This window comes from Pseudomonas brenneri (genome assembly GCF_007858285.1).
Lineage (GTDB): Bacteria > Pseudomonadota > Gammaproteobacteria > Pseudomonadales > Pseudomonadaceae > Aquipseudomonas > Aquipseudomonas brenneri.
Window position 1 is genome coordinate 1 of sequence record NZ_VFIL01000009.1, and the last position, 15,689, is coordinate 15,689.

Sequence of the window (15,689 nt, forward strand, 5' to 3'; positions counted from 1 at the left end):
AAACTTCTGAAAATAATCACTTGACAGCAAATGAGGCTGCTGTAGAATGCGCGCCTCGGTTGAGACGAAAGATCTTAACCAACCGCTCTTTAACAACTGAATCAAGCAATTCGTGTGGGTGCTTGTGGAGTCAGACTGATAGTCAACAAGATTATCAGCATCACAAGTTACTCCGCGAGAAATCAAAGATGTAACCAACGATTGCTGAGCCAAGTTTAGGGTTTCTTAAAAACCCAAAGATGTTTGAACTGAAGAGTTTGATCATGGCTCAGATTGAACGCTGGCGGCAGGCCTAACACATGCAAGTCGAGCGGTAGAGAGAAGCTTGCTTCTCTTGAGAGCGGCGGACGGGTGAGTAATGCCTAGGAATCTGCCTGGTAGTGGGGGATAACGTTCGGAAACGGACGCTAATACCGCATACGTCCTACGGGAGAAAGCAGGGGACCTTCGGGCCTTGCGCTATCAGATGAGCCTAGGTCGGATTAGCTAGTTGGTGGGGTAATGGCTCACCAAGGCGACGATCCGTAACTGGTCTGAGAGGATGATCAGTCACACTGGAACTGAGACACGGTCCAGACTCCTACGGGAGGCAGCAGTGGGGAATATTGGACAATGGGCGAAAGCCTGATCCAGCCATGCCGCGTGTGTGAAGAAGGTCTTCGGATTGTAAAGCACTTTAAGTTGGGAGGAAGGGCAGTAAATTAATACTTTGCTGTTTTGACGTTACCGACAGAATAAGCACCGGCTAACTCTGTGCCAGCAGCCGCGGTAATACAGAGGGTGCAAGCGTTAATCGGAATTACTGGGCGTAAAGCGCGCGTAGGTGGTTAGTTAAGTTGGATGTGAAATCCCCGGGCTCAACCTGGGAACTGCATTCAAAACTGACTGACTAGAGTATGGTAGAGGGTGGTGGAATTTCCTGTGTAGCGGTGAAATGCGTAGATATAGGAAGGAACACCAGTGGCGAAGGCGACCACCTGGACTGATACTGACACTGAGGTGCGAAAGCGTGGGGAGCAAACAGGATTAGATACCCTGGTAGTCCACGCCGTAAACGATGTCAACTAGCCGTTGGGAGCCTTGAGCTCTTAGTGGCGCAGCTAACGCATTAAGTTGACCGCCTGGGGAGTACGGCCGCAAGGTTAAAACTCAAATGAATTGACGGGGGCCCGCACAAGCGGTGGAGCATGTGGTTTAATTCGAAGCAACGCGAAGAACCTTACCAGGCCTTGACATCCAATGAACTTTCTAGAGATAGATTGGTGCCTTCGGGAACATTGAGACAGGTGCTGCATGGCTGTCGTCAGCTCGTGTCGTGAGATGTTGGGTTAAGTCCCGTAACGAGCGCAACCCTTGTCCTTAGTTACCAGCACGTAATGGTGGGCACTCTAAGGAGACTGCCGGTGACAAACCGGAGGAAGGTGGGGATGACGTCAAGTCATCATGGCCCTTACGGCCTGGGCTACACACGTGCTACAATGGTCGGTACAGAGGGTTGCCAAGCCGCGAGGTGGAGCTAATCCCATAAAACCGATCGTAGTCCGGATCGCAGTCTGCAACTCGACTGCGTGAAGTCGGAATCGCTAGTAATCGCGAATCAGAATGTCGCGGTGAATACGTTCCCGGGCCTTGTACACACCGCCCGTCACACCATGGGAGTGGGTTGCACCAGAAGTAGCTAGTCTAACCTTCGGGAGGACGGTTACCACGGTGTGATTCATGACTGGGGTGAAGTCGTAACAAGGTAGCCGTAGGGGAACCTGCGGCTGGATCACCTCCTTAATCGACGACATCAGCTGCTCCATAAGTTCCCACACGAATTGCTTGATTCATTGAAGAAGACGAAAGAAGCAGCCCGAAATTGGGTCTGTAGCTCAGTTGGTTAGAGCGCACCCCTGATAAGGGTGAGGTCGGCAGTTCGAATCTGCCCAGACCCACCAATTTTGTGTGGGAAACGCCTGTAGAAATACGGGGCCATAGCTCAGCTGGGAGAGCGCCTGCCTTGCACGCAGGAGGTCAACGGTTCGATCCCGTTTGGCTCCACCACTACTGCTTCTGTTTGTATAAAGCTTAGAAATGAGCATTCCATCGTTGTGATGGTGAATGTTGATTTCTAGTCTTTGACTAGTTCGTTCTTTAAAAATTTGGGTATGTGATAGAAAGATAGACTGAACGTTACTTTCACTGGTAACGGATCAGGCTAAGGTAAAATTTGTGAGTTACTCAGTTTTGAGTATTATCGAATTTTCGGCGAATGTCGTCTTCACAGTATAACCAGATTGCTTGGGGTTATATGGTCAAGTGAAGAAGCGCATACGGTGGATGCCTTGGCAGTCAGAGGCGATGAAAGACGTGGTAGCCTGCGAAAAGCTTCGGGGAGTCGGCAAACAGACTTTGATCCGGAGATGTCTGAATGGGGGAACCCAGCCATCATAAGATGGTTATCTTACGCTGAATACATAGGCGTAAGAGGCGAACCAGGGGAACTGAAACATCTAAGTACCCTGAGGAAAAGAAATCAACCGAGATTCCCTTAGTAGTGGCGAGCGAACGGGGACTAGCCCTTAAGTGGCTTTGAGATTAGCGGAACGCTCTGGAAAGTGCGGCCATAGTGGGTGATAGCCCTGTACGCGAAAATCTCTTAGTCATGAAATCGAGTAGGACGGAGCACGAGAAACTTTGTCTGAATATGGGGGGACCATCCTCCAAGGCTAAATACTACTGACTGACCGATAGTGAACTAGTACCGTGAGGGAAAGGCGAAAAGAACCCCGGAGAGGGGAGTGAAATAGATCCTGAAACCGTATGCGTACAAGCAGTGGGAGCCCACTTTGTTGGGTGACTGCGTACCTTTTGTATAATGGGTCAGCGACTTATTTTCAGTGGCGAGCTTAACCGAATAGGGGAGGCGTAGCGAAAGCGAGTCTTAATAGGGCGTCTAGTCGCTGGGAATAGACCCGAAACCGGGCGATCTATCCATGGGCAGGTTGAAGGTTGGGTAACACTAACTGGAGGACCGAACCGACTACCGTTGAAAAGTTAGCGGATGACCTGTGGATCGGAGTGAAAGGCTAATCAAGCTCGGAGATAGCTGGTTCTCCTCGAAAGCTATTTAGGTAGCGCCTCATGTATCACTGTAGGGGGTAGAGCACTGTTTCGGCTAGGGGGTCATCCCGACTTACCAAACCGATGCAAACTCCGAATACCTACAAGTGCCGAGCATGGGAGACACACGGCGGGTGCTAACGTCCGTCGTGAAAAGGGAAACAACCCAGACCGTCAGCTAAGGTCCCAAAGTTATGGTTAAGTGGGAAACGATGTGGGAAGGCTTAGACAGCTAGGAGGTTGGCTTAGAAGCAGCCACCCTTTAAAGAAAGCGTAATAGCTCACTAGTCGAGTCGGCCTGCGCGGAAGATGTAACGGGGCTCAAACCATACACCGAAGCTACGGGTATCACCCTCGGGTGATGCGGTAGAGGAGCGTTCTGTAAGCCTGTGAAGGTGAGTTGAGAAGCTTGCTGGAGGTATCAGAAGTGCGAATGCTGACATGAGTAACGACAATGGGTGTGAAAAACACCCACGCCGAAAGACCAAGGTTTCCTGCGCAACGTTAATCGACGCAGGGTTAGTCGGTCCCTAAGGCGAGGCTGAAAAGCGTAGTCGATGGAAAACAGGTTAATATTCCTGTACTTCTGGTTATTGCGATGGAGGGACGGAGAAGGCTAGGCCAGCTTGGCGTTGGTTGTCCAAGTTTAAGGTGGTAGGCTGGAATCTTAGGTAAATCCGGGATTCTAAGGCCGAGAGCTGATGACGAGTTACTCTTTGAGTGACGAAGTGGTTGATGCCATGCTTCCAAGAAAAGCTTCTAAGCTTCAGGTAACCAGGAACCGTACCCCAAACCGACACAGGTGGTTGGGTAGAGAATACCAAGGCGCTTGAGAGAACTCGGGTGAAGGAACTAGGCAAAATGGCACCGTAACTTCGGGAGAAGGTGCGCCGGTGAGGGTGAAGGACTTGCTCCGTAAGCTCATGCCGGTCGAAGATACCAGGCCGCTGCGACTGTTTATTAAAAACACAGCACTCTGCAAACACGAAAGTGGACGTATAGGGTGTGACGCCTGCCCGGTGCCGGAAGGTTAATTGATGGGGTTAGCTAACGCGAAGCTCTTGATCGAAGCCCCGGTAAACGGCGGCCGTAACTATAACGGTCCTAAGGTAGCGAAATTCCTTGTCGGGTAAGTTCCGACCTGCACGAATGGCGTAACGATGGCGGCGCTGTCTCCACCCGAGACTCAGTGAAATTGAAATCGCTGTGAAGATGCAGTGTATCCGCGGCTAGACGGAAAGACCCCGTGAACCTTTACTATAGCTTTGCACTGGACTTTGAATTTGCTTGTGTAGGATAGGTGGGAGGCTTTGAAGCGTGGACGCCAGTTCGCGTGGAGCCAACCTTGAAATACCACCCTGGCAACTTTGAGGTTCTAACTCAGGTCCGTTATCCGGATCGAGGACAGTGTATGGTGGGTAGTTTGACTGGGGCGGTCTCCTCCTAAAGAGTAACGGAGGAGTACGAAGGTGCGCTCAGACCGGTCGGAAATCGGTCGTAGAGTATAAAGGCAAAAGCGCGCTTGACTGCGAGACAGACACGTCGAGCAGGTACGAAAGTAGGTCTTAGTGATCCGGTGGTTCTGTATGGAAGGGCCATCGCTCAACGGATAAAAGGTACTCCGGGGATAACAGGCTGATACCGCCCAAGAGTTCATATCGACGGCGGTGTTTGGCACCTCGATGTCGGCTCATCACATCCTGGGGCTGAAGCCGGTCCCAAGGGTATGGCTGTTCGCCATTTAAAGTGGTACGCGAGCTGGGTTTAGAACGTCGTGAGACAGTTCGGTCCCTATCTGCCGTGGACGTTTGAGATTTGAGAGGGGCTGCTCCTAGTACGAGAGGACCGGAGTGGACGAACCTCTGGTGTTCCGGTTGTCACGCCAGTGGCATTGCCGGGTAGCTATGTTCGGAATAGATAACCGCTGAAAGCATCTAAGCGGGAAACTAGCCTCAAGATGAGATCTCACTGGAACCTTGAGTTCCCTGAAGGGCCGTCGAAGACTACGACGTTGATAGGTTGGGTGTGTAAGCGCTGTGAGGCGTTGAGCTAACCAATACTAATTGCCCGTGAGGCTTGACCATATAACACCCAAGCAATTTGACTACTCGAAAGAGCATCAGATTGCGGTGTGTGAAGACGAAATGAACCGAAAGTTCGATTCTCACAAAACACCGAATTCTATTACATACCCAATTTGCTGAAGCGAGGCCAGCTGGCCACGACTCAGTACCCGAATTTCTTGACGACCATAGAGCATTGGAACCACCTGATCCCATCCCGAACTCAGTAGTGAAACGATGCATCGCCGATGGTAGTGTGGGGTTTCCCCATGTGAGAGTAGGTCATCGTCAAGATTAAATTCCGAAACCCCAATTGCGAAAGCAGTTGGGGTTTTGTTTATGTAGAAGTCCATGAATTTCACCGGGCCGTTGCTAGCGCAACGCTCTGGTACACAGAATTTCTTGACGACCATAGAGCATTGGAACCACCTGATCCCATCCCGAACTCAGCAGTGAAACGATGCATCGCCGATGGTAGTGTGGGGTTTCCCCATGTGAGAGTAGGTCATCGTCAAGATCAAATTCCGAAACCCCCGTCTGCTAACGCAGGCGGGGGTTTTGTCGTTTTGGGGCCTAAGTGTTCTAGCCTGACCGCCTGTCGATTTCATACATAAAAAGAAGATGTATCCCACAAATTTCTAAGATTTATCCAGTCTCGGCCGAAAGCCTGATGAGCCATGCGTGCACCGAAATAGAGCGGTCGTAGAGTCCGCCTATACCGTACATGGAAAGTTGCATTCGGCACGCTCACCCCCTTTTGGCAAAAAGAAGTCGATGAAATGAATCTCAAGTTCAGTCATAAAATTCTGTTGGCCGCGTCAGGCGTCGTGGTTTTGGCCTTCGCGCTCTTCACGTTGTACAACGACTACCTGCAGCGCAATACCATCAAGCAAAACCTGGAGTCATCCATCCAGCAGTCAGGTGACCTGACCGCCAGCAGCGTGCAGAACTGGCTCAGTGGTCGGGTGCTGGTCCTGGAAAACCTTGCGCAGAACGTTGCTCACCAAGGCAGCAATACCGACCTTCCCGGTCTGGTTGATCAGCCGGCATTCACCTCGAACTTTCAGTTCACCTATGTCGGTTCAACCAACGGCGTCTTCACTCAGCGCCCTGACGCGAAAATGCCTGACGGCTACGATCCACGTCAGCGCCCCTGGTACAAGCAGGCTGTGGCTGCCGACAAACCCATGCTGACGCCGCCTTATAAGGCCGCCGTCGGCGGTTTGATCGTCACCATCGCGATGCCGGTCAAGAAAAATGGTGAACTGCTCGGTGTGGTCGGTGGCGACTTGAGCCTACAAACCCTGGTGAAGATCATCAACTCGGTAGACTTCGGTGGCATTGGCCATGCATTCCTGGTCAGTGGCGACGGGCAGGTGATCGTCAGTCCCGACCAGGACCACGTGATGAAAAACCTCAAGGACATCTATCCAGGCAGCAACGTCCGTATTGAGAAGGTTAATCAGGACGTCGTCCTCAATGGCCAGGACCGTATTCTGTCCTTTACCCCGATCAGCGACTTGCCGGGCGCTGACTGGTACATAGGCCTGTCGATCGACAAAGACAAAGCCTACGCACCCCTGAGTAAATTCCGCACCTCCGCTTTGATCGCGATGTTCATTGCCGTCACAGCGATTGCCGTGTTGCTGAGCTTGTTGATTCAGGTGCTGATGCGTCCCCTGACAACTATGGGCCGTGCGATGCAGGACATTGCCCAGGGTGAGGGCGACCTGACCCGCCGCCTGGCTGTGGAAAGCAAAGATGAGTTTGGCGAGTTGGGTGGCGCGTTCAACCAGTTTGTCGAACGCATTCATGCCTCCATCAGTGAAGTGTCTTCAGCGACGAGGCATGTGCACGATCTTTCCCAGCGAGTGATGGCATCGTCCAACGCCTCGATTATCGGCTCTGACGAGCAGAGCGCCCGTACCAACAGCGTTGCTGCGGCCATTAACGAACTGGGTGCCGCCACCCAGGAAATCGCCCGTAACGCCGCTGACGCCTCGCAACACGCCAGTGGCGCCAGTGAGCAAGCCGATGACGGTCGTCAAGTGGTGGAGAAAACCATCCTGGCGATGTCCGAGCTGTCGCAGAAGATCAGCCTGTCCTGCACGCAGATCGAAACGCTGAATGCCAGTACCGATAACATCGGCCACATTCTTGATGTTATCAAGGGCATCTCCCAGCAAACCAACCTGCTGGCCCTCAACGCCGCGATTGAGGCTGCCCGTGCCGGTGAAGCCGGCCGTGGTTTTGCCGTAGTGGCCGACGAAGTCCGCAACCTGGCGCACCGTACCCAGGAGTCGGCGGAGGAGATTCACAAGATGATCACCTCGCTGCAGATCGGTTCACGCGAAGCGGTCACCACGATGAACGCCAGCCAGGTGTCCAGCGAAGAAAGTGTTGAGGTCGCCAACCAGGCGGGTGAACGCTTGATCAGCGTGACTCAGCGAATCGTCGAGATTGATGGCATGAACCAGTCGGTGGCGGCAGCCACTGAGGAACAGACTGCCGTGGTGGAGACGCTCAATGTTGATATCAACCAGATCAACCTGTTGAACCAGCAAGGTGTGGCCAATCTCAACGAGACCTTGAAAGACTGTGATGCGCTGTCACAACAAGCCAATCGCTTGAAGCAACTGGTCGACAGTTTCAAGATCTGATCAGCCTGCGGTAAACATGGCGTAGTGCAGCAATGCACTGCGCCATTTTTTTCAGCCAAGCAACCGACGCACGTTATCCAGTGCACTGTCGGCGAACCCCTGGATGAAATGTTCAAATCCCTCTTTATCGCCGGCATCAAGAGGCTCGGCGATGATGGTCCAGGTCGCACGCGCCAGGTTCTCCCCGAGCGACTCGACGCTCATCGCCGCCCACAGTCGGGCCACGCCCAAGGTGTTATAGATCGTGGTCCAGGTCATGTGCATCGCCAGCGCATCGTAACTGTTGAGCTGTTCCACGACGATATTGCCATCGTGGAAGCGTTTTTTACGTAGCGATCCCACACCGCTGCCCGTCATTGTGATGCGTGCCAGGGCAGGAATGAACGCGTCAAACCCCTCGAATCGACCTACGACCCGCCACAGGTTGGCGGCGCTGCAGGCAGTCACCACTGATGACACCAGCGGCTTGCCTTGGGGGTTTTTGATCAACGTATCGGGTTGTAGCTGTCTCATAAGTTTTTCCTGATGGAGGGGCTCACAGAAAGCCGATGGCGTTGAGGTACTGGCATCCTCTGCGTAACAACGCGGGTTCTTTTTCGGGATACTGCGCACCCATCTGCTCGACGCCATGGCGTGCGTTCTCATGGCGAATCATTGAAATGTCGCCAATATCCTCTCCCTGCCCATTGAGGTAGAACCCGAGCACTCCGAAAAGGGCATTCTCGCGACCCACTTCGCGCAGATGGTGTTGCCAATCCGCTACGCTCACCAACTCGAACGCATGACCTGCCTGGCGAAACGACTCCACGTAGGTTTCCCACCTCAAAGGCTGCGGATTGTGCAGGTTGAAGACGCTGCGTTCGGCAACGCAGTTGCCACTGTGGAAGGCAATGAAACGCGCCAGGAAATCCACCGGCATCAGATCGAAGTTCAATCCCAGGCGTGGCACCCGGCCCAACTGCAGCGAGCCCTTGAGCATCAGCATCAAGCGGTTTTTGTGCGGTTGGCAGACGCCGTTGCGGCTATTGAAACTGATGTTCCCGGGTCGATAGATATTGATCCAGGCGCCTTGCCCGGCGGCACGCCCCAAGAGTCGCTCAGCCACCCATTTGGACAGGTTGTAGCCGTTCTTGATGTAGAGCGGCGGCGTGCTTGCCGCAGGTGCTTCAAGCACTTGCCCGTCAGGCCCGACGCTGCTTGACGCGGATAATGTGGACACGAAATTGAGCACTTTCTTGCAATGGGTTTCACACAGGCGCAGGCATTCAAGCACCGGCTCCACGTTGTCCTGGGCCAGCGATGCATAGTCCATGACGTGATTGACGTGGGCCGCGCTATGTACCAGCACCCCATACTGGCGGGCGAGGTGCTCATAGACCTGTGCTTGCAGCCCCATGCGAGGTTGGCGCAGGTCGGCCGTGTACACACGCACGCGGCTCAGGTCCAGGTGTTCCAGGCGGTATTCGCGCAAGGCTTCGGTGAACCGTGCAATGGCCGATTGCCTAGGATTTTCGCGCACCAGGCAAGCCACTTCTGTCGCCCCGGCCACCAGCAGGGCTTCGACGATATGGATGCCCAGGAAGCTGTTGGCGCCCGTCACGATAGCCTTGTGGCGATCACCGGCATGCTCCCCCGACAACAGCGCAATATCCAGCGTACGTAGTGCATCGCTTAGCGCCCGATCGGTGGGCGCGGTACCTGGCGCGCTATCGCCCATCAACGCCGCAAGCGTCTGCACCGTTGGCGCTTCGATAAATCGATTGAGGGGCAGGCTGCGCCCGTACAGCTCACGAATCCGCAGGAGCATGGTTGACAGCAGGATAGAGTGGCCGCCGAGATGGAAAAAACTGTCATCAGTCGAGATCTCGTTGACTGGCAACCCCAGCAGCTCACTCCACAGGCCCAGCAATTGCACTTCCACTGGCGTATTGGGCCGCCGTTGAGGGCTGTCCGAGACGGCGGCTTGAACCGCCAGCGCCAGCAAGGCCTGGCGGTCAACCTTGCCATTGCTGCCATAGGGCAGGCTCGCCAGCTCCTTGCACACGGTCGGCTGCATATAGTCCGGCAGCATCTTCCTGGCATGTTGCTTGAGCGCTGCCACGGCGGTGCCTGAATAGTTTGGATCAGCGCTGGCCACGAACGCGAGGACTCTGCGATCGCAGTCAATCACCACCGCCACCTGGCGAAATAGCTGGCTGGCGCGCAGACACTGCTCGATTTCCCGGGGCTCGACCCGAAAGCCACGGATCTTCACCTGCTGGTCCTGGCGCCCGACCAGCTCGATGCCCTCTACAGTCCATTTCGCCAGGTCTCCCGTACGATAGGCGCGCAAGGCCTGGCCGTCAGGCAGCACAAGGTGCACAAAATACTTGGCCGTCTGTTGTGGCTGGTTCACATAACCAAGGCTTACCCCGGGGCCGACAATGTACAGCTCGCCGACCACCTGATCCTCGACCGGTCGGTGCTGCTCGTCGAGGATCAGCACCTGGCTGTTGGCGATTGGCTTACCGAGGTTGAGATTGCTGTCGTCAGCCCGCATCCGGCGGCTGCTGACCAGCACTGTGGCCTCCGTCGGGCCATACAGGTTGTGCAAGGCGCATTGCCCGGCCATCTGCTGGATAACATGGGGTTCACAGAGGTCGCCACCGGTCACCAAGTGCTTCAAGCCCAGCGGTCGATCCATCGGGAGCAGGCTTAACAGTACCGGCGGTAGGAATGCGTGAGAGACACGCTGTTGCCGGATCAACTCAACCAACTGATGAGGGTCGCGACGCTGTTCTTCACTGGGAACAATCAGAGTCGCGCCCTGGCTCAGGGCCGGAAAGAGATCGATCAGTGAAGAATCAAAACTCAACGATGAAAATTGCAGTACGCGGCTGCATTCACGCAGTTCCACATACTGGCTGTACCACGCAGAGAAATGAGCCAGGTTATGCTGGCTGAGCAACACTCCCTTTGGCTGGCCGGTGGTGCCCGAGGTGTACAACACCATGCTGGCGCTGTCAGCCGAGGGCGAAGTGAGCGTCAGGGGGGCGTTGTCGTCGATGTGCTGGCTGTCTATGTGGCTGACATCCACAGCCATGAAGTGCGCGCGCAAGGGATGTTGACCATCATCGAGCAACACCAGGGCGCCGGCATTCTCCAGCATGGCTCGCTGGCGCGGCAGTGGGTGGCCCGGTTCCAGCGGCAGATACACCGCGCCGCAGCCCAGGGTCGCCAGAATGCTGGCGTACAACCCGACAGACTTGCCCAGGCAGATACCGACCACAGGCGCCTGCCCAGCCCCGAGCAACGGCCGCAGCACCTGCGCAATGGCCAGGCTGTGCCGCAACAAGTGGCGATAGCTCAGGGTGTGGCCATCGATCTCCAGGGCCGGCCTGTCGGCAAAGACCCGCAAGCTTTGCTCCAGTTGCTTGATCAGCGGCGTGCGAGCTTTTTGCATCAGCAGCGGTTCATCAGTTCGGTTCAGGCGATGCAGGTATGCCAGTCCCTCCAGGCCTAGCAGGCTCTGCTCTGGATGTGTGGAAGCACTCGCGTGCTGTGTGAAATGGCCAGGGTTGCGCGAGAAACCACTGACTTGCAGCGCTACCCATTCGGCCAGGCGTGCCACGGCCTGGCGCCGAAGCTGTTGACCGTTGCCGCAGGAGGGCGGTGTCACGTCCAGCACGGCCAGCAGTTGCTGTGCACGGTCATAGCAGCGTATTTGCAGGACCGGCAGCCCCCTGTCACTCAAGGGCCCGATGGACAGGCGCAGGCTCATCACGGCCATGCCGGCCAGGTCCTGTGTGACGGGCTGGCTGCCGTCTTCAATCAACAGGTCGATTGCCGGTGCCTGCGCGGCGAGATCATGGCCAAAGGGCGCCAGTGCCAGCCCCAGTTCATGCAAGGCCGGGCTGGTTCCGACCAGCGTAATGCCGAGGCGTCTCATGACGGGCTCCCGGATGCAGGCAGATAGGCGTTTAACGCTTGGGCGACACACGGTGTTTGCAGCAGCCCACTGCGGCGCAGCAACCCCATGATGTTACTGATCAGCGGGTGCTGATGGGTGATGGGGAAGGCCAAGGCGTTGACCTCGACCCGCAGTGCTGCGCGGGCATGGGGACTGATATCCAGATGCTCGATCAATCGCAGGTCGAAGTCCCTTTGCAGGTCATTGGTCAAATAGTGTTGCAGGAAGATCGGCAGGACCCGGGCGATACAGCGGCGGTCTTCTTCGCTTGCCGTTTGCCAGTAGAGTCGCACCAGGCAGGTCCAAAAGTTGGCGTGGCGCCCCTCGTCAGCCAGATGGTCGGCCATCAACCCCCTTACCGATTGTTTGACGCTGTCATCCTTGGCAAACGCCGCCACGTCATGGGTGACCGTGTTCTCGGCAATCGCCACGCAAATCAGCTCTACGGCATCCTGTAGATGCGCCGGCGCTTGTGCCTGCGCGATGGGTATGGCGCGGCTCAATTCGATAGTCGCCGGCAGTTCCAGCGGTGCGATACCGGTCTGCTCCAGCGTTTGCTGCATGAAGTCCAGGGCGACGAGGGCGTGGTAGTCCTCATCGACCACCACGGTCATGGCGTCGTAGCGGCAGGCGGCAGGGAAGGGGATTGAACAGCGATTCTTGGCGATGCCCCGTGCGGTTTTATCAACGATCTCGGTTTCAAAGATCACCACGTCATGGATGAACTTGTAGAACGTCTGCACCAGGACAAAATCGCGCCACTGTGGGCAATGTTCGAGAAAACTCGCACTGAGTACCAACGGTTGGCGACACAGGGGATAGATCAGCTTGTCGTCATTTTCCAGCAGGCGTCGCGGACGCGTGCGGATGGTCGCTCGATGCTCCCAGTCGGTCGCGAACGGGCGGTAGTCGGCAGCGTTCACAGGCTCACCTCCTGGCGCAGGCCGTCCCACAAGGCAATGCGGCTCTCTACGGCGCTCAGGGCCGCGCTCCAGGCCTGTTCTTCGCGCAGGGGGTCCGACTGGGTCAACCGCCTAAGCAGGCGCTCTGCGGCCGGCTCGTGGCCCTGGGCGTCCAACTCGATGTGTCGCTGTAGGTAGTAGCACAAGCTGGGGGCTTGCCGGTGGGCAACGTTGCTGCCTTCCAGGATGCGTTTGAACATCGTCGGGATGACACTTTCGCGGCCATGCAGGAAGGTTGCGGCGACACAATGGGTCGGTGCGTTCAAGGCAACGTCCAGGGTGTGCCGGACAAAGCGCTCTACCGCAGGATCAATCGTGACCTGTGCCAAGGCGCTATCGACGCTTGCCCCCTCTCGCTGCAACGCAATGAAACGTTCGATGGGGAGGGTGCTGGCTCCCACCTCGCGCATGGCGTCCAGATACAGTTCGAAGTGGCTGCTGTGCCCAGTGTCCAGGCGCTGGTCTGATTCTTCGTCCAGGACAATTTCGTTGATTAATCGCGCGGCCTGCGGGTCTGTCGGCGGCAGCCAGGGCAGGCGCATGCAGGTCAGGTCCTGTTGTAGGCGTTTGGTCAGCGTCATGAAGTCCCAAACGGCGAAAACATGGTTTTGCATAAAGTGTTGTAACTGAGGGAAAGAATTGATCTCTAGAAAAATAGGATGTTCATGTAGTTGCAATTTTTTATGTCTAATTAGTTCTTGTAGTTGAAACATGGTTAATGCCCATAAGTCGTTGTGTCGACTCAAATGAAACGGTTGTTTAGAACCAAGTGCATGTTGCTGGCGAGGGCTTTGTTGCCCGATCGTGAGGCTCTTGCGTCTGGCTTGGTTACCTGGCAAGCAACAAATAGTGACAAAGCACGCTAGTCTTGTTGGCGCGCGCGTTGTCCACAGTTATGCCCAGGCCTGTGTCCACGCTTTCGACTGAAGTGCCAAGCCCCATTAAAGAGTAATCACTTGGTTAAGTGTTCAGATATTTTCTGAGTTATATAAGGTTTTTCTACGGGGAGGGAAATGCTGTAGTTGAACTTTCTGTTCGAAGTAGGAACTTTCCTTGTTGTTTGCGAGTTTAAATAAGTGGACTTAACGGGCAGGGTTTGATTCGCTGTTGTTTTGCAACGCTGGCGGTTTCCTGTCGGTCAATCTCGGGTCTGTTGGCGCAACCGTCCAGGAGGGGACGGCGGGTACGGAGCGGCTTTGGACATATGCGGCGCCTGGTGATCCAGGCCGCGCACGGGGCAGCCAAAGTCGGGAGAAGTCACCGCGGCCCTTTATCGTTGTCCTGTTCAATGCTGTTGAGGTAATGCGTGATCACTTCCATCCCGCGCATCAGGTGATTGCGCAGCGTCAGTACACTCTGCTCGACCTTTTTTTGTGCGACCAGGCTCAGCAGTTCGCGGTGGTCTTCCTGGGAGGTTTCGCCCAGCCCCATGGCTTCAAGGTTGAACCGCAGGAAACGTTCCTCCTCGTTCAGCCCATGTTCCACCAGGTTTAACAGCCGCTGGTTGGGTGCCTTGCCATACAGCGTCATATGAAACAGGCGGTTGAGCCGGCCGATTTCGGTGTAGTCGGTTTCGCGCTCAAGGGTGTCGATCAAGGCGCCCGCCTGTTCGATATCGTTCTCGCTGAGCAACGGGATCGCTAAACGCAGTGCCTCTGACTCCAGGAGAATGCGCAGGGCGTAGGTCTCCGCGGAGTTATCTTCAATCAGCGGGGCAACCACGGCACCCTTATGGGTTACAACATGCAGCAGCGACTGTGCCTCCAGTTGGCGCAGCGCCTCGCGCACCGGCATCCGGCTGACCCCGAACAGGCTGGCCAGCTCTTGCTGGCGCATGGCGGTGCCGCAAGGCAGACGGCCATCCAGTATGGCGTTGCGCAATGTTTCTTCGATAACGGAGCGAGCGAGGTGAGCGGGAATGGGCCCACTGATCTTGATGCTGCTCAAAGGGTTCGGCTTGTGCGTCACGACTACGCTATCCTCCTTTCTTGTTGGAATGGGTTATGGCTAATTGGATCCAAAGAACACTAGAGATTGCATGCAGGCTTGTCAAACAGGCAAGGTTTCCCTTTGTAAGCGACTCAACAGCGCGGTATTTCATCGCACATTATGGCTTGCGGGCGTCTTACAAGGCGCAATGGTTTAGCTGAGTGGGCGCTGAGTGATTGCACTGTGCCATTGTCTTTTGCCGATCGACCCTTCACCATCGATTGATTCTCCGTCTCTTTCTACGGACTGAAGCCATTGGCGGTACGTTTTACTCCCTCGCGGATCCTGTGCTGGCTGTTTTCAGCGCTGCTGCTGGCTGGCTTATTGCCCGGCGGGCTGCATGCCGATTGGGATTTTTCCCAGATCAGCCGGCGCGCCACGGGGCTCTATGGGCCGCTGGGTGCAGGACAGCAACGTATCGACGACTGGCAGCAGTTGCTGGCGACACAGAAACAAGGCAGTGAGCTGGAGCAGCTCAAGGTGGTCAACCTGTTCTTCAACAAGCGGGTGCGCTATGTCGAGGATATCGACTTGTGGAACCAGGTCGATTACTGGGAAACGCCCATCGAAGCCCTGTGGAAAGGCGCCGGCGATTGTGAAGACTATGCCATCGCCAAGTATTTCAGCCTACGCCGCCTGGGCGTCTCCAGCGACAAATTGCGCATTACCTACGTCAAGGCGTTGCGGCAGAATCGTGCCCACATGGTCTTGACTTATTATTCGACGCCAGAGGCCATGCCGCTGGTGCTCGACAGCCTGATCGACGAAATCCAGCCCGCCAGCCAACGGACCGACTTGCTGCCGGTCTACTCCTTCAACGCCGAAGGCTTGTACCTGCCGGGCGCCAAGGGCAACAAGAAGGTCGGCGACACCAAACGCCTGTCGCGCTGGCAGGATGTGCTGAAGAAAATGCGTGCGGAAGGCTTCCCCGCCGAGCCGGCCAACGAGGAGTAACTGTTCA

At 55.7% G+C, this 15,689-nt stretch carries 7 protein-coding genes, 2 tRNA genes and 4 rRNA genes; 8 read left to right on the forward strand and 5 right to left on the reverse strand.

Annotated elements, in window-relative coordinates; genetic code table 11:
- Positions 1–245 precede the first annotated feature (245 nt).
- The 7 genes from FJD34_RS19550 to FJD34_RS19580 all read left to right on the forward strand — a co-directional run bounded on the left by FJD34_RS19550 (position 246) and on the right by FJD34_RS19580 (position 7,828).
- Positions 246–1,782: ribosomal RNA gene (locus FJD34_RS19550) — 16S ribosomal RNA — on the forward strand.
- 81 nt (positions 1,783–1,863) lie between these two features.
- A tRNA-Ile gene (locus FJD34_RS19555) sits at positions 1,864–1,940 on the forward strand.
- 30 nt (positions 1,941–1,970) lie between these two features.
- Positions 1,971–2,046, forward strand: a tRNA-Ala gene (locus tag FJD34_RS19560).
- A gap of 249 nt (positions 2,047–2,295) precedes the next feature.
- Positions 2,296–5,189: ribosomal RNA gene (locus tag FJD34_RS19565) — 23S ribosomal RNA — on the forward strand.
- A gap of 157 nt (positions 5,190–5,346) precedes the next feature.
- Positions 5,347–5,462, forward strand: a 5S ribosomal RNA gene (gene rrf, locus FJD34_RS19570).
- A 107-nt stretch (positions 5,463–5,569) separates the two neighbouring features.
- Positions 5,570–5,685, forward strand: a 5S ribosomal RNA gene (gene rrf / locus FJD34_RS19575).
- Together the 16S, 23S and 5S rRNA genes with 2 tRNA genes alongside form the textbook arrangement of a ribosomal RNA operon.
- 262 nt (positions 5,686–5,947) lie before the next feature.
- Positions 5,948–7,828 (forward strand): methyl-accepting chemotaxis protein, encoded by a 1,881-nt coding sequence (locus FJD34_RS19580; protein WP_090292616.1) that lies wholly within the window; start codon positions 5,948–5,950, stop codon positions 7,826–7,828.
- 51 nt (positions 7,829–7,879) lie between these two features.
- Here the strand turns inward: FJD34_RS19580 and FJD34_RS19585 are convergent, their stop codons facing one another.
- The 5 genes from FJD34_RS19585 to FJD34_RS19605 all read right to left on the reverse strand — a co-directional run bounded on the left by FJD34_RS19585 (position 7,880) and on the right by FJD34_RS19605 (position 14,707).
- Positions 7,880–8,341 carry an SRPBCC family protein gene (locus FJD34_RS19585; protein ID WP_090292617.1) on the reverse strand — a complete coding sequence of 154 codons (462 nt, stop codon included), beginning with the start codon at positions 8,339–8,341 and terminating at the stop codon, positions 7,880–7,882.
- A 22-nt stretch (positions 8,342–8,363) separates the two neighbouring features.
- Entirely contained in the window at positions 8,364–11,756 is a 3,393-nt protein-coding gene (locus tag FJD34_RS19590) for an amino acid adenylation domain-containing protein (RefSeq protein ID WP_090292619.1), read from the reverse strand.
- Positions 11,753–12,700 carry a diiron oxygenase gene (locus FJD34_RS19595; RefSeq protein WP_090292621.1) on the reverse strand — a complete coding sequence of 316 codons (948 nt, stop codon included), beginning with the start codon at positions 12,698–12,700 and terminating at the stop codon, positions 11,753–11,755. The genes FJD34_RS19590 and FJD34_RS19595 overlap by 4 nt, the downstream gene beginning before the upstream one ends.
- Positions 12,697–13,452, reverse strand: a complete 756-nt coding sequence (locus FJD34_RS19600) for a DUF3050 domain-containing protein (RefSeq protein ID WP_090292622.1) — start codon at positions 13,450–13,452, stop codon at positions 12,697–12,699. The genes FJD34_RS19595 and FJD34_RS19600 overlap by 4 nt, the downstream gene beginning before the upstream one ends.
- Before the next feature lie 544 nt (positions 13,453–13,996).
- Positions 13,997–14,707 carry a GntR family transcriptional regulator gene (locus FJD34_RS19605; RefSeq protein ID WP_032862691.1) on the reverse strand — a complete coding sequence of 237 codons (711 nt, stop codon included), beginning with the start codon at positions 14,705–14,707 and terminating at the stop codon, positions 13,997–13,999.
- Positions 14,708–14,983: 276 nt separating this feature from the next.
- Between FJD34_RS19605 and lapG the strand changes: the two genes are divergently transcribed.
- Positions 14,984–15,682: a cysteine protease LapG gene (lapG, locus tag FJD34_RS19610; RefSeq protein ID WP_032862692.1), complete on the forward strand. Its 699-nt coding sequence runs from the start codon at positions 14,984–14,986 to the stop codon at positions 15,680–15,682.
- Positions 15,683–15,689 lie beyond the last annotated feature (7 nt).

Excerpts from the sequence above, each read along its gene's own strand:
- FJD34_RS19580 (WP_090292616.1), top strand. The coding sequence starts at position 5,948 with ATGAATCTCAAGTTCAGTCATAAAATTCTGTTGGCCGCGTCAGGCGTC.
- FJD34_RS19585 (WP_090292617.1), bottom strand. The coding sequence starts at position 8,341 with ATGAGACAGCTACAACCCGATACGTTGATCAAAAACCCCCAAGGCAAG.
- FJD34_RS19590 (WP_090292619.1), bottom strand. The coding sequence starts at position 11,756 with ATGAGACGCCTCGGCATTACGCTGGTCGGAACCAGCCCGGCCTTGCAT.
- FJD34_RS19600 (WP_090292622.1), bottom strand. The coding sequence starts at position 13,452 with ATGTTTCAACTACAAGAACTAATTAGACATAAAAAATTGCAACTACAT.